We start from the raw sequence: 22,108 nt of genomic DNA, 5'->3' as shown, positions 1-22,108 counted from the left end.
TTTTCTTCTTGTTGTCTACAACCAAGAAGAAAAATGCAAATGATAGATATGGATAGTTTTTTGAGCATTGTTATTTTTCTGATATATATCTTAAATCGTCAATTCTTGCTTTAACTATTCGCGGATCGTCTATAGGTTTGATTAAAATGCGCCTATTGCCATCTACCTTTACGAAGACGGAATTAGTGTCTTTGGGCATTTTCAGCAATTTAAAATCATTGCCAGGATACCACTTCATGAGCGAGTCTTTTACCGAAGGCACCAGTTCGGAAGATTGCAAGTTTTCATTCCATAATGACCAGGCATTATATGAAAACTGTAAATCCATACCCGTCATGGTATTATTTCGGTCGAAAATTCCATAAAAAAGCATGATAATGGCATCTTTCAAGTTTTGGTCTTTCTTCAATGGAAGTCTGTACTCTACAAACTTGTTGTTCGGCCCCTGTTTGATGACGCCTTTTTTGTTCAGTTTCCAGCAGCGTTCGAAAAACTGCTTTTTGGTCTGGCCAAATTTCATTCCGAACAAAATGGAATCATATCTTTTTTCGGAAGCCATTTCTTTATCAACCAATTCTTGATATTGAGAAACTGAAGATGAACAACTTGCAATAAGAAAAGCAAATATGACCAAAATGCCACTATTCTTTTTTAAACCTATAAAATGTTGTACTATCATTATTAATCGTAGCTACTAAAATTTGTTCATTATTAATTTTTGACCACTTCAGGTTTCTTATTTGTCCCTTAATTCTTAAAGGAATTACCTTGTTTTCTAAAACCGGACCAAATATACCCCATCCTGTCGAAGCATCATACCTGCCAAATTGTGGTTTGACATAAAACTGATTACCACCGAAAAAAAGGTCTATATTCCCGTCTTCGTCAATATCCTCTTTGGTGATTGTATACACAGGTGCATATTGAATTTCGTCTGGTAAGTCTTGAATCACGAATTTATTCTTCTCATTAAGAAAAATTGAAGTTCTTAACAACTTTAGGTCAAGTTTAAGAGCATCTTGAAGTACCTCATTTGAGAAGAGTGAGGTTATGTCGGCCTTGGCGTAGTCTTTATAGTAAAGAAGCTTCTTTTTTAAAGAAGGCATTTGAGAAATAAGCTCGTCTTTATCTACTATGGGGTAATACAAGCCGTCGTTTAACTTACAGATTATCTGTTCTTTAAAGCCATTGCCGTCAAAATCATGCACGAACATTCTCATATTCTTTTCATAGAAATTATTGGTGCCAAAGTTGCCTGCGACGAGGTCATAATCTCCATCTCCATCGACATCGGCAATTTCTAATGTATTCCACAAACCATGGGTGTTTTTTAACCCATAAGATTCAGATTCATCTTTAAATTCTTCTTTATAATTTATGAAAACTTTGAGAGGCATCCACTCTCCCGAAATAATTAAGTCTTTACGTTCATCAGAATTTACATCAAGCCATACGGCACCTGTAATCATGCCTATGTTTTCTAAGGATTGTCTAACGGCGAAAGTACCGCTGCCATCATTTTCTAATATATAGCCAGAGCCCGGAAGTCCATAGGTGTTGGTATAATAACGTTCACCGACAAATAGGTCGATATCTCCATCATTATCAAAGTCTTCAGCTTGTACCGTAGATGAGCTGATGGTTTTGGGGAATGAAAGAGCAGATTTATACTTGGTGAATGAACCGCCCTTGTTCTCGTAGTACGAGTCATTAAGGTCGGTAGAATAGGGTGAAAAAGCCCTGCCGCCATGTGCGACATATAGGTCTAAATCTCCATCACCATCTCCATCAAAAAACGAGGCTGCCGTGTCTTCAGAATTTTTATCTACCTCAAATGGAGATTCAACGGTTCGATAACCATTTATTTGAGAAAGAAAAAGCTGACCTGTTTGACCTTTAGCCCCCCCTATATAATAATCTGGAATATCATCACCATTCAAATCTGCTGTAGCGAATGCTGGACCTTCATTACTGAACATTTGCGGTAATAAACGCTCGTTGTTAAAATCTTGAAAGCGGTTTTCTTCATGAATAAAATTAAACAGAGGGGAGACTTTTTGGATAATTTTATCATCTATTTTAGCTGGTGGACTTTTACTAGTATTTATCGAATTGGGATGTACGAAATGATGAATTTGATTCGTTGATAAATCTTTGATGGTTTGAAATGTGCCATCTGGCCACTCAATTTGAAGAGAATCTATTTTCTCAAACTTACCGACGCCAAAATGTATTTTTGAGGTTACACTGCTCTGAAAGCCCCTGGAAACAAAATTATCGGCATAACTTTTTTGGTCTTTATCATAAAATATAGTGGTTTTGGCACCTATACTTTTTGAATTATTGCCTTCTTGAGCAAGACTTAGTTGAATACTTCTGCGTATAAGGGTGTCCGTAGTATTTTCATAAACGTAAGATGGCATATTCACATTGTTCATAATCAAGTCAAGGTCACCATCATTATCAAGATCTGCATAAGCGCTTCCATTACTGAATGAGGGCGTATCTAAGCCCCAATCCGTATTTTTATTTTTAAAATTGAAATTTCCAAAATTTTGAAAAGCACTATTCGCGACTGCCTTTGATGGCATAGCGTCGATTAATTTAGTAATCACGTTTTTCTCGTTACGCTGTAACCTACTGCTTACGGTTTCTTGATTTGCTTCGAAGTTGAGGTAATCGCGATCAAGTAAATCTTTGTAAATACCATTGCTAATAAAAATATCTCGCAGACCATCATTATTCATATCGAAAATCAGTGCGGCCCAACTCCATTCGGTGGCAGAAACCTGCGCCTGACGGCCAATTTCAGAAAACAACTTATCTCCTAGATTACGTTGCAAAACATTTCTTGGGTATTGGTAATAATAGCCTCGTTTGACGGCTAGGTCATGTTTGTCCCATGATTCGAAAACTGTTTTTGTTTTTTGTCGTTCATTGGTTTCCGGTAACATTTCAGTAACGATTAAATCGGGAAGCAAGTCGTTATTTAAATCTGCAATATCGGCACCCATAGATCCCATTGATATCGAGTTGAAATAATTTTCCAATTCTTCTGTAAAACCTCCTTCTTTATTATTGATGTATAGATAATCACGTTCAAAAAAATCATTGGACACAAAAATATCGTACCATCCGTCTTCATTAAAATCTCCTAATGTAATGCCTAGTCCAAAACCTATTTTACTAGAATAGATGCCTGCTTCTTCGGTAATGTCAATGAATTTTCCGTCGTCATTTCTTAGAAACTTGTTTCCGTTACCTTGCTCATCTGGTATATTTCGCTGATTTTCGACAAGATCGAATCCGCCAATTGATTTTAAGGAGTTGTTCAGAACATATACATCTAAGTCACCATCTTTATCATAGTCAAAGAAAGCTGAATGAACTGATAAGCCGTTGATATCGAGTCCGAAAGATTTTGACGATTCGGTAAAGGTAAGGTCGCCATTATTTATGAATAGCTCATTGTGGCGATTTTCACCCTCTGGTTTTCCTGATTTACAAACATAGAGGTCTAAAAACCCGTCTCCGTTTATATCTACGAAAGTAGCACCTGTAGACCATACGTTTGGGCAATTTACGCCAGCTGATTCGGCTATTTCTTCAAATTTCCAATTTCCTTTGTTCAAGTATAATTTGTTGTCTACCATGTTTCCAGTGAAGTAGATATCTTCTAAACCATCATTGTTAACATCACCGATGGCAACGCCACCGCCATTATAAAAATTACGATAGAGATAAGGGTTGAAATTTTCAGAATAGGTTAGATTGTTCTCAAAGGAAATGCCAGTTTCTGACGAATCTTTTAAAATGAAAAGAGTCGACTCTTTATCAGCCGTTTTAGGAGTGCAAGAAACAATTGCTATTAAAGGTAAAAGATAGCACCACTTCATTTATTGAATAGTATAAAAAAAGGGTTGTTCATCTGAACAACCCTTGCAAATTTATAAAACCTTCTGTTTTAATAGCCAGGGTTTTGGGTCAAAGTACCGTTTGAAGCATCAATTTGTGCTTGTGGTATAGGAAAGATTCTTTTGGCCGGATCAGAATCTGTTTTCTCCCACCAAGTATCTTCATATTTGCCAAAACGAATCAAATCAATTCTTCGACTAGATTCTTGAAACATTTCCTTTCCTCTTTCGGCCAAGAAACCATCTTCATCCAATGATGAGAGAGCTCCCAAACCTGCGCGGTCTCTTAGAGCATTCACATCTGATAGGGCCATGCTCCAATCTCCTTGAGCTCGCGCCATGGCTTCGGCACGTATTAAGTGCACATCTCCCAAGCGAACAATCGGGTAATCATTGTTCATATCCTGTCGTTGAAAGAGCGCAAAGCTAAATTTCTTCATACGAACACCACCGTCTCTCCAAGCATTTGGTTCTAATTCATTAATATTCGGCTTGTAGTCAATTACAAGTTCACCATCGTCAGCGGCATAATCTAACAATGGATCTCCGTTAAAATCGGTCTGAGGACCTTGCAAGAAGTTGGCCTCTTTTCGAAGGTCATCATCTTCAAAACTGTTGTAGAACTCTTCCAATACAACAAAACCATTCCAAGGTTGAACATCAAGCCCCCAAGTTAATTGACTTGGACCATGAAGTGTCATCACATTAAAATTCATTCCGCCAGCTCCAGTCTCATCATACTCGGCAGCCCATATAATTTCCGGATTGTTCTCATTATTCGGGGCGAAAACTGCCGCATAACCCTCTAAGGTTTCGGGGTCGCTGGCAACGCTTGGTCTTTTCGCCTGATTAGGCACTGAACAACCATCGGCACATAATTGATATGGGCTATTGTCAAGAATATACTCAGCGGCCCATTGTGCCTCTTCCCATCTTGGAGTGCCGGTATAGACTTCTGCATTCAAGTATAATTTCGCAAGAATACCTAGAGCAGCGTACTGATTGATTCTATAATTACTGATATCAGTATTTAAGTCACTACCGGATAGATTCAAGCTTGCTGTCACGGCAGGTATACCAAGAACATCCAATAATTCACTTTCAATAAAGTTGAACACGTCTTGTCTGCTAGACTGTGGTGCATCCTGACCTGGGGAAGTAATAATTTTGACCCGGCCAAAACCGTCCATTAACCTCCAATAGAAATATGCACGTAGGGCTCTAATTTGAGCAGTTTGATTGGCATTTAATGAACCGGCAAGAGAGGTGTTACACTCACCTATGCCTGCATAACCGTCATTCCATAATTCATTAATACGATCATGTGTAGAGCCGTAGGTATGGCGATGCAACTGAATCCATATACCGCCATCGAACCAGTCACCACCCTTTTGGGTTACGGCAACATCGTCACCGGTTACCGTATTGGTTGCAAAGAACCCGGTATTGCCTGCGGTACCTGCGCGTAGCCTACTAAAGGGCGCAAGTAAGGCACCACCGCCACCGCCACCGCCGAGAGAAACCCCGTTATTGGAAAATTGCTGGTCTTCGGTGAAGGAATCTTCCAAATCATCTTCAAGATCAGTACAAGAAAATGCTATGAGCATGGTACTGAGACATGTTATTTTAAATAATTGTTTCATAGTATTTTTTTAAAAGTTAATGTTTAGCCCTAGTGTAAATGTTCTCTGTGTAAAATAGCTGTTTCTTCTATCAATACCAGGAGCAAGGGGATTAGCGGTTCCCGTGTCTATCGCACCATCAGTAATTACAATTTCACCATTGGCGCTATTGTTATCTCCGAAATCCTGTAATACCGGCTCGGGATCAGTACCTGAATACCCAGTAATCGTAAAGAGATTTTGGCCACTAAGAGATAAACGTATGTCTTTTATGTGGTCGCTGTCAACATTCCAATTGTAACCTATAGAAAGGTTGTCAAGTCTTAAAAAGTCAGCCTTCTCAACGTAGTAAGAACTAAATTGTGCAGTCTTAATATCTGAACGGGCAAACTCGGTATTCATAAAGTTATATGAAGACTGTGATCCAATGATTGGTTCATAAAATGCACGGAAAGTGTTTACTAAACTATGCCCGAACGCCCCTCTGAAAAATGCATTAACATCCCAATTACCAAAGGTTACCTGATTGGTCCACCCTATTTCAAAATCTGGGAGACCTTTACCAAGAACAGCAAAATCTACATCGTCATCTAAAGCTTTTCCTTGATCTGTAATTACTTCTCCATCACCATTGACATCTACTAATTGCGGAGTTCCATTGGCGTCAACCTCACCTGTAAATACAGGACCCCATATTTGCCCTACTTCTTCTCCTTCTCTAACCAAAATCACACTAGTATTGTTTTGGCCAGGAGCACCTAAATTGGCAATTACTTGATCACCTTGCGGATTCTTTTCTAGAGTGGTCTTGTATGTTGAAAAAATCAAACCTGTGTTGTAGTTGAAGTTCTCCTTTTTAACAGCATCATAATTGACCGTAAATTCTAAACCGTTAGTTTTTAACTGACCAGCATTTTCGTAACGCTGGCTAATACCACCATAAAGGGCGGCATCTACATTCACCAAACTAATGAAATCATCAATATTTCTGGTGTAAAGATCAAGAGTTGCCGACAAGCGGTCAGTAGCAAACTCAATACCGAAGTTAAGCTCTCCTTTTTCCTCCCATTTTAAATCTGGGTTGGGAGCACGGTTACCTTGACCTGTACTTGAGCCATCTTGACCACTGGTACCAGGGTTAAGTGCGTAAGTGGTTGCAAAAAGACCTACCTCTGGCGGAATCGCTCCGGTAACACCATAGCCGATTCTTGCTTTTAGTAAATTTACATTGTCAAGACCAATGTACTTGTTCAAGTCGGCACCAACAGCTACCGCAGGAAAAAGACCCCATTGGTTTTCTTCTCCAAAACGGCTCGATCCTTCTCTTCTCAAGGATGCGTTTAAATATATAGCATCGTCAAAAGTAGCGTTTAATCTACCGAAGAAGGCTACTATTCTATCGCCATCTCTTCTATCACTATTGGCAACAATTCTACCAGCTTCTGTAAGATCCTGAGAACTTTCTATGTTATTTCTGAAATCGAAGTTAATTCCTGGAGGAAAATCACCCAACTGAAAGAATACGTTGTTAAAATCGGTCTCTTGGAAAGAGTACCCACCTGTAACCGTGAAACTGATATTATCGCCTACAGTATTATTATAGGTGGCAAAACCTTCAAATAAATCGAATCGGGTCTCTTCAGTTAAAAAGTTTGCCAAACCTCTTGTGGTCGGGCTAACTGCATTACCTAAGTACAATGCTGTGGTTGGGAAATATTGTGATCTGTTCTTTTTGATGTTTTGAGTTGCGAAATTTACATTAGCAGCCAAATGATCAGTTAGTCTGTAGTTGAAATTCATGCTGTAGTTGATGGTGTTTGTGGTACCATCATTATCACTCTGTCTTGCAATAGAAGCAGGGTTAAAACTGTCAAAAAGACCTAAAGTTTCAAAGAACCCTCCATACTGGCTCGAAGCAAATGGAAAAGGTGCATCTTTGCCAAAAACCGGAGCTGTTGGGTTATAGGTTATAGCATATCGAAGAGCTTCATTGAATCCGAATTTACTGTCTCTTCGTGTTAATGCTGAATTGAAATCGACTTTCAATTTATCATCAAAAAGTCTGGCGGTTACATTGGTTCTGGCATTCAATTGCTTGAAACCTGTATTGTAAAGAATACCATCTAACTTTCTGAAGTTACCTGAAACTCGATACGACACATCGTTGGTGCCCCCAACGGCAGCAATGTTATGCACGTGAGAATAACCTGTTTGAGTTACTTCGTCGATCCAGTCGGTATCACTACCTAGGTCGTTACCTCCTGCTGCCAAGAATTCTTGAGCATTCATAATGTCGATTTGGTTGGCAATACTTGAAGTAGCAAATTGTCCGTTATAAGTCAGTTGCATGGGTTGGCCTACCTTACCAGATTTGGTAGTTACCAAAATAACACCGGCAGAGCCTCTTGTACCATATATGGCCGCCGCCGATCCATCTTTTAGAACTGTAATGTTTTCAATGTCATTAGGGTCAACGTTATTTAATGAACCACCTAGAACACCGTCTATTACAACTAATGGCTCTTGGTTACCACCTATCGTAGATATACCTCTCAAACGTACCGTGCCGTTTGTGTTTGGGTCACCACCTTTATTTACTATAGTTAGACCGGCTACCTTACCTTGTAGTAATTGTGTTGGGTCATTTACAGTACCTTGATTAAAATCCTCCGAACTTACGCTGGTAACTGCCGTTGTAATTTCTTTTTTCTGTTGGCTACCATAGCCTACAATTACGACCTCTTCGAGAGCTTGCGCATCTTCTTCCAACACTACATCTATAGTAGATTGTCCAGCAACAGTTATATCTTGACCTTTATAGCCGATGTAGCTAAACGCTAAAACCGCACCTTCTTCTACGCCTGAAAGGCTATAGTTTCCATCAAAATCTGTTTGGGTACCATTGGTGGTCCCTTTGACAACTACACTGGCACCTGGTAGGGGGCCGGTGGCGTCGGAGACAGTTCCCGATATTTCTTGACCCTGAACAAGCCCAAGACATAAAAATGCCCCCAGCATTAACAGGTTCTTTAAAAATGTAATTTTCATAAAGAATAATTTTAGTTGAGTTATAATTTTAGTTGAAAAGTTAAAAATATGCAAAAATTTAGTTAAAAATATGCTTGATTAGAAAATGCGTATCACGAAAACGGTTTCGTGTTAATAACTTTTTGTTAACTGCACAATATACATTATGATTGAAATAATGTTACTAAATGGAATAATTGCACCTTTATTATTAGTGAATTCGCAATTTTTATCCAAATATAAGTTTTTTTGGAATTGTTCCAATAAGAGTCTCAATCTTCATAGAGTGTATTTAATTGTTAAAAAACATGTATTTTCAATCATTTTCCTATTTTAACATTAATTTCATTTATACAAATAGAGGTAATGAAACAAAAGATAACCTTAAAGCATATTGCTCGTGAACTTGAGGTTTCGATATCAACAGTGTCGAAGGCTCTCAAGAATAGTGAAGAAATAAGTGCAGATACAAAAGAAAAGGTTCAGGCATTTGCAAAATTGTATAACTACAAACCGAATAACATTGCGGTAAGCCTTAAAAACAAGAGAACTAAAAATATTGGGGTGGTTATACCCGATATTGTTCACCACTTTTTCACTACCGTATTTAGAGGTATCGAAAAGTATGCGAATGAGCAGGGCTATAATGTAATTATTTGTGTTTCTGACGAGTCTTTCGATAAAGAGGTCATCAATATGGAAATGCTAAATAACGGAAGTATAGACGGCTTCATTATGTCCCTCTCCGCTGAAACACAACAAAAAGATGACATTACCCATCTAAAACAGGTGGTAGAGCAAGGCATACCTCTTGTATTGTTCGACAGGGTAACTGATGACTTAGACTGTGATAAGGTGATTCTCAATGATAAAGAGATTGCGTATCAAGCTACGATTAAACTTCTTGACGAGGGCCGAAAGAGAATTGCTTTAGCTACTACCGAAAGTTATTTTAATGTGAGTGAGAAGAGAGCCGAAGGTTATAAGCAAGCTTTAAAAGAGCATAATATAGAGGTTGATGACAACTTAATATTGGTTTTGCCATATGATGATATTCAAGAAAAAATGATTCATAAGTTCTTTGATGAGGTAGAAGTCGATGCCATATTGAGTGTTAATGAGATTTTTGCTATTCAATGTATGGAAGTAGCTAAAAAACGCGGTTTAAAGATTCCGGAAGATATTTCGTTTATCGGATTTACCGATGGTCTCTTGTCCCGTTATTCAAACCCAACCCTTACCGTAGTCGCACAGCATGGGGTTCAAATGGGTGAGATCGCTGCAAAAATGCTAATTGACAGAGTTGAAAGTGAAATTAGTGGCGACGAAGATGAGACTTATCGAACCGAAACTGTACAGGCCACTATAATAGACCGAGAATCGACCAAAAATTGATATTTATCTCAACTCATCCCTTATCCTACCTTAATTATTAACAAACAATTAGCTATGAATATAAGAGGGTTCATATTTGATCTCGATGGTGTTATTGTAGACACCGCAAAGTATCACTATCTCGCGTGGAAGAATTTGGCCAATGAGCTAGGTTTCGAATTTACGCATGAGCAAAATGAATTGTTCAAAGGTGTAAGCCGTAAGCGTTGCCTTGAGATTTTGTTAGATATTGGCGGAATAACAGCGACCCAAGAACAGTTCGACAGATGGATGGTCGAAAAAAATATAGATTATTTGGCCTATATTGAAAAGATGGATAAATCTGAAATTCTACCAGATGTGCCTAAAGTGCTCGATTTTTTAAGAGATGAAAATATTCCTATCGCGTTAGGTTCGGCAAGTAAAAACGCTAAAGCTATATTAGAAAAGGTAGAGCTGTTGCCTTATTTTGATGCATTGGTTGACGGAAATAATGTTACAAAAGCCAAACCAGACCCCGAAGTTTTCTTAATCGGGGCAAAGCAATTAGGGGTTGCGCCCGAACACTGTGTGGTATTCGAAGATGCCGTTGCGGGTATACAGGCCGCTAATAATGCTCATATGTTAAGCATCGGAATCGGAGATAAAAAAATACTTTCCGAAGCTGATTATAATTTTAGTGACTTCACTGAGATTAATATCGATTTCTTAAAGCAATTAATTTCAGAATAAACCTGAAATTTACGATGTTTGGGATGGTCCTTTCCCGATTTTATAACAAGTCCATTGTTCTGGTACTTTAACTAAATTATAAATGAATCAAGATTATATAAAGGCATCTGCCTGGTCGATAATAGAAGAAGGTTTTAACGCTGACATGGTAAAATCTTCTGAAAGCATTTTCAGTCTTGGTAACGGTGCTATGGGGCAACGTGCCAATTTTGAAGAGTCATATTCTGGTGAAACATTTCAAGGTAGTTACATAGCGGGGGTATATTATCCCGATAAAACTCGTGTGGGTTGGTGGAAAAATGGTTATCCCGAATATTTCGCAAAGGTGCTGAATGCTCCTAATTGGATCGGTATTAATGTTTTTATCAATGGGGAAGCGCTCGATTTGCATACTTGCCGCAACGTAGATAATTATCGGCGTGAACTGAATATGAAAGAAGGCTGGTATAAACGTAGCTTTTCTGCAGTACTTGCCAATAATGCTAAAATAGAGGTTAACATTGTTCGCTTTTTGAGTTTGGATTTAGATGAAGTGGGAGCGATTAATTACCAAATTAGAGCACTGGATGCCGACCTTCAAATAAAATTTCAGCCCTATTTGGATAGTGGTATAACCAATGAAGATTCAAATTGGGACGATAAATTTTGGAATACTACAGATGTTATTTCCGAAGGTAATCAGGGCTTTATTGAGGCGCATACCATGAAAACAAATTTTAAAACTTGTACTTTCATGCAGTCTCAATTATTAGTTAATGGTGATGTTGTTGAATCAAAGCCTAATGAAAACATCGACGAATTAAAGGTCGAGCATGAGTATTCCCAGAAAGTGAAAAAGGGTGAAACCTTGTCCCTTCATAAATTTGGGGGCTACACCGTTTCAAGAAATCATAAAGAAGATGAATTGGTACAGGCTGCCAAAACGGCGCTACAGAAAGCTTCCGATTTAGGTTTTGAAGCTCTTTTGAACAAACAGAAATTGGCCTGGGCCGCAATTTGGGAAATGAGCGACATCACCATTGAAGGTGATGTAAAAGCCCAGCAGGGTATCCGTTTTAATATTTTTCAGCTCAATCAAACCTATTTGGGCAAAGACTCACGGTTAAATATCGGCCCCAAGGGTTTTACAGGTGAAAAATATGGTGGTAGCACCTATTGGGATACTGAAGCGTATTGTATACCCTTTTACATGGCTACTAAAAACCAAAAAGTGGCCCGTAACTTATTGAAGTACCGCTATAATCATTTGGAAAAAGCTATAGAGAATGCCCAGAAATTGGGCTTTTCTAACGGTGCGGCCCTTTATCCGATGGTGACGATGAACGGTGAAGAGTGCCATAATGAGTGGGAAATCACCTTCGAGGAAATTCACAGAAATGGTGCTATTGCCTTTGCGATATACAATTACTATAGGTTTACGGGCGACTATTCATATATACCCGAAATGGGTCTGGAAGTTTTGATAGGTATTGCACGGTTTTGGCATCAGAGAGCTAATTTTTCCGAATTGAAAAATAAGTATGTCATTCTTGGTGTGACCGGCCCAAATGAATACGAAAATAATGTGAACAATAATTGGTATACGAACTATTTGGCGAAATGGTGTATTGAGTATGCCAGCGCTCAATTAGAAAAGGTCAAAGATGGTTTCCCTGATGACTACCGACGTATCTTGGGTAAGACCAAGCTGACCGATAACGAGGTGTCTCAGTGGAGAAAGGTGTCCGATAACATGTATTTTCCTTATTCAGAAGAAAAAGGGGTCTATTTGCAACAAGATGGTTTTTTAGACAAACAATTGATTACCGTAAGCGAACTGCCTTCGGCCCAAAGGCCAATCAATCAAAAATGGAGCTGGGATCGTATTTTACGTTCGCCTTATATTAAACAGGCCGATGTTCTTCAAGGCTTTTACTTCTTTGAAGATCATTTTTCTACTGAAGAACTCGAAAATCATTTTGATTTTTATGAGCCTTTTACCGTTCACGAATCTTCTTTGTCGCCATGCGTTCATAGTATTCAGGCTGCTAAGCTCGATCGTATGGAGCAGGCCTATAAATTTTACTTGAGAACTTCTCGCTTAGATTTAGATGATTATAATAAAGAAGTAGAAGAGGGGCTTCATATCACCTCGATGGCTGGCACTTGGATGAGTATTGTCGAAGGTTTCGGCGGAATGCGAGTGGTTGAAGACCAACTTTCTTTTGAGACAAAAATTCCGAAGCAGTGGAGTTCTTATTCTTTTAAGGTGAACTTTAGAGGTAGTATCGTAAAAGTTTCTGTGACTAAAGAGCGAACAGAATTTGAGGTGAACGGCGATGATGTGGTTTCCATTCTCTTCAACGATAAACCTTTAGAGTTATTTCCCGGCAAAACGGTACACACATCTTAAGATAGAATGATTTAATAATGGCGGAAGAAATGTACAAAGATGTAGTTTATCAGGTGTTCACTCGATTATTCGGTAATGTAAATACTACGAATAAACCATGGGGCACCATAAAAGAGAATGGTGTAGGTAAATTTTCAGATTTTACTCCGAAAGCCTTAAAGGAGATTAAAAATCTTGGGGTAACCTATATTTGGTATACCGGTGTACCCCACCATGCCCTAATTAATGATTACACCGATAATGGTATATCGAACGATTTCCCAGAAGTGGTCAAAGGCAGGGCGGGCTCACCCTATGCGGTTAAAGACTATTACAACGTAAATCCCGATCTGGCCGATAATCCTGATAAAAGGTTAAATGAGTTCAAGGCATTGATCAAACGAACGCACAAAGCAGGTCTAAAACTAATTATTGATATTGTGCCGAATCATGTAGCGAGAAACTATGAAGGTTCATCAACACCTAAAGGACTAGAGCCTTTCGGTGCTGCTGACGATACCTCCGTAGAATATGCTCGCGACAATAATTTCTATTACATTCCCGGTGAAGAATTTCAAACGCCGGAGTGGCGCGATGGGTATTTGCCCTTGGCTGGTGAAAAAAGTGCCTTGGAAGGAAAATTTGTTGAAAACCCTGCCAGGTGGACTGGCAATGGGTCTCGATTGGCAAAACCTGATTTTAATGATTGGTATGAAACCGTTAAAATAAATTATGGGGTTCGCCCAGACGGGTCTTATGATTTTGATGTTCTCCCAGTAGAGTACGAGAATAAAAGTTATTCGGAGCACTACAGTTTCTGGGCAAATAAGTCTGTGCCGAGTTCTTGGGTTAAATTTAAAGATATTGCCCTGTACTGGTTGAAAATGGGTGTTGATGGCTTTCGCTATGATATGGCAGAAATGGTTCCGGTAGAGTTCTGGAGCTACATGAACTCACATATTAAAATGGAAAATGCCGATGCCTTCTTAATGGCCGAAGTATATAACCCCAATGAATACCGGAACTTTATTAAAAAAGGAAAAATGGATTACCTCTACGATAAGGTAGAGATGTATGATTCCCTAAAACACATCATGCAAGGTCACGGTTGGACAGATCATATTCCCGTTGTTAAAAAAGGAACCGAAGATATCGAGCATCATTTGTTACATTTTCTCGAAAACCATGATGAACAGCGAATTGCCAGTCCTGATTTTGCTGGCGATGCCGAACGGGGCAAACCGGCCATGGTGGTCTCTGCTACGATGACCACAGCACCCTTGATGGTCTATTTTGGTCAAGAGGTAGGAGAACCTGCCGCGGAACATGCTGGATTCGGTAGCCCGACACGTACCTCTATATTCGATTATATCGGGGTGCCACATTTTCAACGATGGGTGAACAATAAAAAGTTTGATGGGGGCCAATTATCAGAAAAAGAGGCAGCTCTTAGAGATTTCTACCAACGATTGCTCAACCTTACGATATCAAGTAAAGCTCTGATGGGCGAATATCAAGACATTCATTTTTATAACCGAGAGCACACCGAATTTTATAACCATCATGTACTATCTTATGTTCGATGGAAAGATGATGAAAAACTGATAGTTATAAGTAATTTTCATGCGTTTGATTGGTTCGGGTTTGATTTAACGCTTCCGAATGACGTCGTGCAAAATTGGGGATTGAGCGATGGCGAGCATACCATTGAAGATAGGTTGTACGGCGGCCAGAAAGCTTTAAATGTGGAACATGGGGTAGCCAAAGTCAGAATAGATGTAAACCCACTAGAATCATTCATTTTTCAATTGATTTAGTTATGTTTAAACGAAAGATATTAGTACTTACCCTGTTATTTTTAAGTCTTACAAGTTGTATGGAAGGACAGAAGCCGATTACAATTGGGCACAGAGGAGCCATGGGCCATGAAACTGAAAATACCCTGGCTTCGATACAAAGCGCTATCGATTTTGAGGTAGATATGATCGAAATCGATGTTTTTAAAATCAAAACGGGAGAAATAGTGGTATTTCATGACGATAAGGTGAACCGCCTAACAGATGGAACAGGAGCTATTGAAAATTATACATTCTCCGAATTGAGAAAGTTAAAGGTAGAAGGGGGGCATACTATTCCGACTCTTGAAGAAGTTTTAGATTTAATGGATGCCAAGGTTGCTTTGAATATAGAGCTAAAAGGAGCCCATACGGCCGTCGACGTAAATACGATCGTGAAACAGTATATAAAGAACCACGAATGGCAACTGTCAGATTTTATCATCTCCAGTTTTAACTGGGATGAACTACGAACCATGAGAAAAGAAAATTTTGAGATGCCCATAGCGGTTTTAATTGGCCAAGACCCCCTCGAAGCAATACCAGTAGCCAAAGAGCTGAGAGCAGAGGCTATAAACCCTAATTTCAAGAATCTTACGGCAGCAAATAATCTGGCCATTAAAAATGCCGGGTTTAAAGTTTACCCTTGGACGGTCAATGAGCCTGATGATATTTTAAGAATGAAACGCTTTGGGGTTAGTGGTATTATTACGAATTATCCTGAGCGTACCAAATAATGTTCGATGTAATTATAATTGGTGGCGGGGCTGCAGGCTTTTTTACGGCTATTCATATAGCAGAACTACGACCAGAACTTAAGATTGCTATACTTGAACGAGGTAAAGAAGTTTTGGGCAAAGTTAAAGTGTCAGGTGGGGGAAGGTGTAATGTCACCCATGCAGAGTTCGACCCGTATGAATTGGTTAAGAACTACCCTAGGGGCGAAAAAGAACTTTTAGGTCCATTTCATTCTTATGCAAGTGGTGATACGGTAGCTTTTTTCGAACAACGGGGTATAAAGCTTAAAATTGAGTCGGATGGTCGCATGTTTCCTGTGAGTGATTCTTCACAAACGATTATTGATTGTTTTTTGAATGAAGCCGATCGTTTGGGAATACGGGTCTTACGACATAGTGCCGTAACCAATATTGACCCTCTTAATAATAAAGACTCTAAAACAAAGGGTTGGAAACTTACGACGATAAAGCATACTTACGAGTGCCAGAAATTGGTGTTTGCAACGGGCAGCAATCCTAAAATATGGAAAATGCTCGAAGGCCTGGGCCATAAGATTGAAACGGCGGTTCCTTCGTTATTTACATTTAACTGTAAGGACCAAAGAATTTCTGGAATACCTGGAGTCAGTACTTATGCCGATGTCGAAGTGTTTGAAAATAAGCTCGCAGATTCTAAAATAACGATGCGTTTAAAGAGTCAATCATCAAAAAAACCACTGCTCAGCTCTGATGGGCCTGTTTTGATTACCCATTGGGGATTGAGCGGCCCCGCAATATTGAGATTATCTGCTTGGGGGGCAAGGCTTCTCAGCGATATGTCGTATCGTTTTAAGATACGCGTAAATTGGTTGCCTGAATACAGTTTTGAAGGAGCCTTAAGTTTATTAAAGGAAATTAAGGAAGTCGAAGCGAAGAAAACAGTTTTGCGAACCAAAGCGGTAGATGTACCTAGAAGACTTTGGATAAATTTAGTGGCTGCTTCGGGTATTTCCAAAACGGATAAATGGGCCGACATGAATAACCGAATATTGGAAGTATTGGCGGCAGAATTGACAGAGTGCGAGCTAAAGATAGATGGTAAAAGTACGTTCAAGGAGGAGTTCGTAACAGCGGGCGGTGTTGATTTAAAAGAAATAAATTTTAAGACCTTTGAAAGTAAAATATTGCCGAATACGTACTTTGCCGGGGAAGTAATCAACGTGGATGCCATCACAGGCGGTTTCAATTTTCAAAATGCATGGACTGGGGGGTATATGGTAGCAAAGGCCATATCAAATTCTTGAAGTATGCAGAAGTATATAGCCTTATTGCGGGGGATTAACGTCAGCGGTCAGAAAAAAATACCTATGGCCGAACTGTGCCATTCTCTTGAGAAAAATGGTTTTGAAGATGTGGTCACCTATATTCAAAGTGGTAACGTGGTTTTCTCTTTCGATAATTCTAAAAAAGAAATTTTAGAAAATAAGGTTCAATCGGTAATTCTAGAGTCTTTTGGGTATGAAGTTCCGATTTTGATTAAGACCAGGGAGGATATAGAACGAATTTTAAAGGATAATCCCCTTACAAACAATAAAGTAGGTGAGAGCAAGCAATTTTATTTCGTTTTGCTAAAAAACCAACCAGAAGAAGAGCTCAAGATTAAATTTGAGTCGGAAATCTATACCAACGAAGATTTTTATATAACTGCAGACTGCGTATATCTTAATTGTAAATTAGGTTATGGTAAGGCGAAATTAAATAACAATTTGGTTGAGCAAAAGTTGAAAGTTGGGGCCACTACCCGCAACTATAAAACGATGCTGAAGCTGTTAGAGTTATCCAAATAGGGGTTACGTATTAATTTTCTAGTTCAATTCCCAAATCTTATAGGTTAGAACGGTGGCAAAACAGATCCATAAAAAATAAGGCACCAGTAACCAGGCTGCTAATTTGCTGACCACTTTGAACCAGCGGATTGTGAATATGAGCAAAATAAGTAAAGATGCGATTACGATTACCGATAAGAAGAGCTCTTTTAATCCGAAGAAAACAATACTCCACATAGCATTCAGTAATAATTGAAAGCAAAAATGGTAAAGGGCGGTTTTTACCCATAGATGATAGAACCCTTTGTTCCAAACGATTCCTGCTGCAACGCCCATGCTTATATAAAGTAGTGTCCATACAGGGGCGAAGAGCCAATTCGGAGGGTTGAAATTGGGCTTATTGAGAGTAACATACCAATCATTGACCGAGCTTTGAGTGACAAAACTTGATAACAGGGCGATAATCAAACAAATACCTACCGCATATGCGATATGTAGAAATTTATTTTTCAATGTGTTGGCTAATTCAGTTCTAAAATACTGATTTATTCGGTTGACTTTATTAGAACATCCTAAAAACTATCTTTGCAAAAAATTAATTCATATGACCGAGGTAGAATTTATTCCTTCACCGTATACCAATGACCTGAAATCCGGAAAAGTAACTTGGCAGTCGCCCAGTAATATTGCATTGGTCAAATACTGGGGCAAAAAAGAGAACCAGATACCGGCCAACCCATCCATCAGTTTCACGTTAAGCAATTGTGCTACTACCACTACGGTTTCCTATAAAAAACTGGAAGTGCCTTTTTCTGGGTTTTCATTCGATTTTGTTTTTGAGGGGGAATCTAAAGAAGATTTTAAACCCAAGATTGTCACATTTTTCAAACGTATTGAAAAGTATTTACCATTTTTAAGGCAGTATCATTTTGTAATCGAGAGTTCTAACTCTTTTCCGCACAGTAGCGGTATAGCTTCTTCAGCAAGCAGTATGTCAGCATTGGCAATGTGCTTTATGGATCTGGAAAGACAAATAGTGCCCGACATGAATAATGACTATTTCTTGAAGAAAGCCTCTTTTCTTTCGCGTTTAGGTTCCGGTAGTGCCTGCCGGAGTCTAGAAGGGCCTTTAGTCGAGTGGGGCGCCCATAAAGATTTTCAGGATAGTTCAGATTTATACGGAGTTCCTTTCTCGAAAGAAGTGCATTCCGTATTTCAAAATTATCAAGATACTGTTTTACTTGTCGATAAAGGTACAAAGCAGGTGAGCAGTACTGTGGGGCATGGTCTTATGCACGGGCATCCATTTGCCGAACAACGTTTCGAACAGGCTCATGAGAATTTGGGTAAGTTGAAATCAGTTCTTGTAGAAGGAGATATAGATGGTTTTATCGATATTGTAGAGAGCGAAGCCTTGACCTTGCACTCAATGATGATGACCAGTATGCCCTATTTTATTTTAATGAAACCCAATACGCTGGAAATCATCAATAAAATATGGAAATTTCGAAAAAAATCACATTCACATATCTGTTTCACTTTAGATGCCGGTGCCAATGTGCATGTGCTTTATCCCGAAAGCGAGAAGAAAGTAATATATGACTTTATAGATGATGAACTCTCCATTTATTGCCAAAATGGTCAGTACATTCATGATTGTGTGGGTTTTGGAGCTAGACAAAGGTAAAGGTTTAAACCGAAGCTTCCTGTATTTTGTTCGACGATTGAGAAACTGATTCAACTTTTATTTTAAGGTTTTCAAAACCGCTGTATAGCTCGATGTATACGAGAAGTGCATATAAAAAAATGGCGACCCCAATCATTTCTAAAAGTTCTTCAATAGTATAAAGCAGCGAATAAGTAAGATTGTGTTTACCATACATTTCGTCATGCTGACCACCAATTATCTCAACTCCCACAGCACCACCAATAAAGAGACACGCCGATAAGATGAAAAGAGCTTTTATCTGTTTTGGAAGCGACCATAAAAAAGGAAGATAAACAATAGCTGAAATAATTATGGCAATGCCGTACGGAATTATCCAAGCATAGTAAAAAACTCCCGTAAATTCAAAAGAATTCTGTAATAAGACCATTATTTGCTCGTGAATAGAGGCCATTTCGTCAATACCCAGAAAAAGGAAAACCCCCGATAACATGAGCCAGCTTTTAGCGGAATAGTCTTTTAATATTTTGCTGCGATAAATATAGTAGAGTAATAAAGAGCAAGCCAATAATGTTAATGATGAGTAAAATGTAGGAATGTTGGTCTCTTCATTGAAATCGAATAAAACGGCGGTTTTTTGCAATAAAGATTCGTTCATTGCGAGTTTTATGAAAATAGCAATTAGGTTTGAAATTAAAAGAATTCCAATTACACCTAATAGAACATATAACACCTGTCGAGGGTTCATTTTTAGATTCATCGATCATAGTTTCAGGGCCGTAATAACTGAATGGCAGATTGCTGCAAAATATAGGGTCTACATACTCAAGATATTTGCTATATAAATTTTTTTTGTGGCGTATAAGGTTTTTATGATTCTGAGAACAATTTTTGAATCCCATTTAAGGTTTTTTACGTAGATATATGACGAGTTGTTTATTTGATATTTGAGAGCAGCCCTTTTAAAAGAATAAATATGTGTTTTTTACCGAAAATTTGTACCCCGTTAGGGGTGTTTGCTAGAAAACCTATATAACTCAACAGTTAATTTCATATTTTTGCACCAGCCTTATCAACCATATAATGAAAGGACCATTATTTTATTCTAAAATCCTCCTTTTTGGAGAATACGGGATCATCAAAGATTCTAAAGGACTTTCCATACCCTACAACTTTTTTAAGGGAGCTTTGAAAACAGATGAAAATCCGTCAGAAGAGGCAAAGAAGTCAAATCAAAGTCTTCGAGAATTTATCGGTTATTTAGAGATTGTAGAGAAGAACAGTCCTGAATTGGTGTCATTTGATTTTGAGACCTTAAAAGCTGATGTGGCGCAAGGTATGTATTTCGATAGTTCTATTCCTCAAGGTTATGGGGTAGGTAGCAGTGGGGCACTTGTAGCGGCAATTTATGATAAATATGCTCAAGATAAGGTTACCGTTTTAGAGAATCTTACCCGAGAAAAACTATTGAAGCTTAAAAAAGTATTTGGTAAGATGGAGTCTTTTTTTCACGGCAAGTCTTCAGGTCTTGATCCATTGAACAGCTATTTGAGTCTACCCATACTTATAAATTCACAAGATAACATTGAATCTGCCAGTATTCCTGCACAAAATGCAGATGGTAAAGGTGCTGTGTTTTTATTGGATAGTGGGTCGACAGGTGAAACGGCACCAATGGTTCAGATTTTCATGGAAAAGATGAAACAAGAAGGATTTCGTAGTATGCTAAAGAACCAATTTATTAAGCATACCGATGCCTGTGTCGATGATTTTGTCAAAGGTGACGTAAAATCACTTTTTGGTAACCTGAAACAATTATCACATGTGGTACTTGACAATTTTAAACCGATGATTCCTACCAAGTTTCATGAATTATGGAAACATGGTATCGAAACTAACGAGTATTATTTGAAACTCTGTGGTTCTGGTGGTGGCGGTTATATTTTAGGTTTTACTGAAGATATCGAAAAGGCCAAAAAGTCTTTGATTGGTCATAAATTAGAAGTGGTTTACAACTTCTGATTTTCCAAAAAATATTTAGTTTATATCGCTAAAAGCGTAATCAATGTTTAGCAGAAAAAATAGGCTCTTACTGTTAAAGTTATTGAGTCTTTTCTCTGTGGTGCGTGGTTATAATGTCTTGATGATTGCCTTGGCGCAGTACTTGGCGGCGGTTTATATTCTGGCTCCAGAACTGCCCTTGCGAAAAGTAGTTTTCGATTTTAATCTATTTATAATTGTTTTTTCTTCGGCACTGGTGATTGCCAGTGGTTACATCATAAACAATTTTTACGATGCTGAAAAAGACCTGATCAACAAGCCAAGAAAAAGCATGCTAGATCGCTTGGTAAGCCAGCAGTTCAAACTGATAACTTATTTTGTTCTCAATTTCTTGGCAACATTTGCCGCAAGTTACGTGTCTTTTAAAGCGGTACTCTTTTTCTCCGCTTATGTATTTGGTATTTGGTTCTATTCGCATAAGCTTAAAAAGATTGCCTTTATTGGCAATTTTGTTTCGGCAACATTAGCGATTACTCCGTTTTTTGCAGTTTTCGTCTATTACAAGAATTTTGATACCGTGATTTTTGTTCATGCCATATTTCTATTTCTCTTGATTTTAATTCGGGAAATGCTGAAAGATTTAGAAAATATAGCCGGTGACATGGCTCAGAACTATAAGACCATACCAATTTTATACGGTCAGCGGTTTTCAAAGATATGTATTAGCCTACTTTTTTTATTTACCCTAATACCTGCTTTCTTATTGACTGAATACTTTGATGTAGGTTATATGCACTTTTATTTCTTGGTCTGCATTGGTCTTCTTGTACTATTGGTAGTTATGCTGTGGAGGGCAAATACTAAATTACACTATGTAGGTTTGCACAATATTATCAAGTTCATCATTATCGTAGGCGTGTTCAGCATATTGCTAATTGATATAGACCTCGTACTCAATAGAATACTTTAGCTGAAATATTCATTCTTATCGTTATCATTTAGGCTTTAAATATTGGAGTTCAAA

General features: G+C 38.4%; 16 protein-coding genes. 10 read left to right on the top strand and 6 right to left on the bottom strand.

All coding sequences use genetic code 11. The features are described 5' to 3' along the window. Positions 1-70 precede the first annotated feature (70 nt). The 4 genes from IV512_RS08325 to IV512_RS08310 all read right to left on the bottom strand — a co-directional run bounded on the left by IV512_RS08325 (position 71) and on the right by IV512_RS08310 (position 8,584). Positions 71-679: a hypothetical protein gene (locus IV512_RS08325; protein WP_209402319.1), complete on the bottom strand. Its 609-nt coding sequence runs from the start codon at positions 677-679 to the stop codon at positions 71-73. After that, on the bottom strand, positions 642-3,896 hold the full coding sequence (locus tag IV512_RS08320) for a VCBS repeat-containing protein (protein WP_209402317.1): 3,255 nt from the start codon (positions 3,894-3,896) through the stop codon (positions 642-644). Before IV512_RS08320 ends, IV512_RS08325 begins: the two co-directional genes overlap by 38 nt. Before the next feature lie 68 nt (positions 3,897-3,964). After that, positions 3,965-5,557 carry a RagB/SusD family nutrient uptake outer membrane protein gene (locus IV512_RS08315; RefSeq protein ID WP_209402316.1) on the bottom strand — a complete coding sequence of 531 codons (1,593 nt, stop codon included), beginning with the start codon at positions 5,555-5,557 and terminating at the stop codon, positions 3,965-3,967. A 9-nt stretch (positions 5,558-5,566) separates the two neighbouring features. Next, positions 5,567-8,584 (bottom strand): TonB-dependent receptor domain-containing protein, encoded by a 3,018-nt coding sequence (locus IV512_RS08310; RefSeq protein ID WP_209402315.1) that lies wholly within the window; start codon positions 8,582-8,584, stop codon positions 5,567-5,569. Between the two features lie 345 nt (positions 8,585-8,929). Between IV512_RS08310 and IV512_RS08305 the strand changes: the two genes are divergently transcribed. From IV512_RS08305 to IV512_RS08275, 7 genes are all read left to right on the top strand, one after another. Further along, positions 8,930-9,958, top strand: a complete 1,029-nt coding sequence (locus tag IV512_RS08305; RefSeq protein WP_209402314.1) for a LacI family DNA-binding transcriptional regulator — start codon at positions 8,930-8,932, stop codon at positions 9,956-9,958. A 54-nt stretch (positions 9,959-10,012) separates the two neighbouring features. Then, complete coding sequence (gene pgmB / locus IV512_RS08300) at positions 10,013-10,669, top strand: beta-phosphoglucomutase (protein WP_209402313.1); 657 nt, start codon at positions 10,013-10,015, stop codon at positions 10,667-10,669. An 82-nt stretch (positions 10,670-10,751) separates the two neighbouring features. Beyond that, entirely contained in the window at positions 10,752-13,061 is a 2,310-nt protein-coding gene (locus IV512_RS08295) for a glycoside hydrolase family 65 protein (protein ID WP_209402312.1), read from the top strand. Positions 13,062-13,078: 17 nt separating this feature from the next. Next, a complete protein-coding gene (locus tag IV512_RS08290) occupies positions 13,079-14,857 on the top strand; it encodes an alpha-amylase family protein (RefSeq protein ID WP_209402311.1) in 1,779 nt (592 codons plus the stop codon). Between the two features lie 59 nt (positions 14,858-14,916). Continuing rightward, the gene (locus tag IV512_RS08285) at positions 14,917-15,612 is read left to right on the top strand and encodes a glycerophosphodiester phosphodiesterase family protein (protein WP_209402309.1); all 696 of its coding nucleotides are present in this window, start codon (positions 14,917-14,919) and stop codon (positions 15,610-15,612) included. Then, entirely contained in the window at positions 15,612-16,895 is a 1,284-nt protein-coding gene (locus IV512_RS08280; protein WP_209402307.1) for an NAD(P)/FAD-dependent oxidoreductase, read from the top strand. Before IV512_RS08285 ends, IV512_RS08280 begins: the two co-directional genes overlap by 1 nt. A gap of 3 nt (positions 16,896-16,898) precedes the next feature. Continuing rightward, positions 16,899-17,438: a DUF1697 domain-containing protein gene (locus IV512_RS08275; RefSeq protein WP_209402306.1), complete on the top strand. Its 540-nt coding sequence runs from the start codon at positions 16,899-16,901 to the stop codon at positions 17,436-17,438. An 18-nt stretch (positions 17,439-17,456) separates the two neighbouring features. Here IV512_RS08275 and IV512_RS08270 read toward each other — a convergent pair whose 3' ends face one another. Continuing rightward, positions 17,457-17,930 (bottom strand): TspO/MBR family protein, encoded by a 474-nt coding sequence (locus IV512_RS08270; RefSeq protein ID WP_209402305.1) that lies wholly within the window; start codon positions 17,928-17,930, stop codon positions 17,457-17,459. A 91-nt stretch (positions 17,931-18,021) separates the two neighbouring features. On the opposite strand from IV512_RS08270, the gene IV512_RS08265 reads away from it, so the two are divergent. Then, positions 18,022-19,104: a diphosphomevalonate/mevalonate 3,5-bisphosphate decarboxylase family protein gene (locus IV512_RS08265; RefSeq protein ID WP_209402304.1), complete on the top strand. Its 1,083-nt coding sequence runs from the start codon at positions 18,022-18,024 to the stop codon at positions 19,102-19,104. A 4-nt stretch (positions 19,105-19,108) separates the two neighbouring features. Here IV512_RS08265 and IV512_RS08260 read toward each other — a convergent pair whose 3' ends face one another. Continuing rightward, positions 19,109-19,741, bottom strand: coding sequence for a hypothetical protein (locus tag IV512_RS08260; RefSeq protein ID WP_209402303.1), 633 nt, complete (start codon positions 19,739-19,741; stop codon positions 19,109-19,111). Between the two features lie 425 nt (positions 19,742-20,166). On the opposite strand from IV512_RS08260, the gene IV512_RS08255 reads away from it, so the two are divergent. Both IV512_RS08255 and IV512_RS08250 read left to right on the top strand, forming a co-directional pair. Next, on the top strand, positions 20,167-21,105 hold the full coding sequence (locus IV512_RS08255; RefSeq protein WP_100870829.1) for a mevalonate kinase: 939 nt from the start codon (positions 20,167-20,169) through the stop codon (positions 21,103-21,105). 43 nt (positions 21,106-21,148) lie between these two features. Further along, a complete protein-coding gene (locus tag IV512_RS08250; protein WP_209402302.1) occupies positions 21,149-22,054 on the top strand; it encodes a geranylgeranylglycerol-phosphate geranylgeranyltransferase in 906 nt (301 codons plus the stop codon). The last annotated feature ends 54 nt before the right edge of the window (positions 22,055-22,108 follow it).

It is taken from the genome of Pseudozobellia sp. WGM2, from assembly GCF_017810075.1.
GTDB lineage: Bacteria > Bacteroidota > Bacteroidia > Flavobacteriales > Flavobacteriaceae > JADNYK01.
The sequence above is the reverse complement of the archived record's forward strand: the minus strand, read 5'-3'. Positions and strand labels throughout refer to the sequence as shown.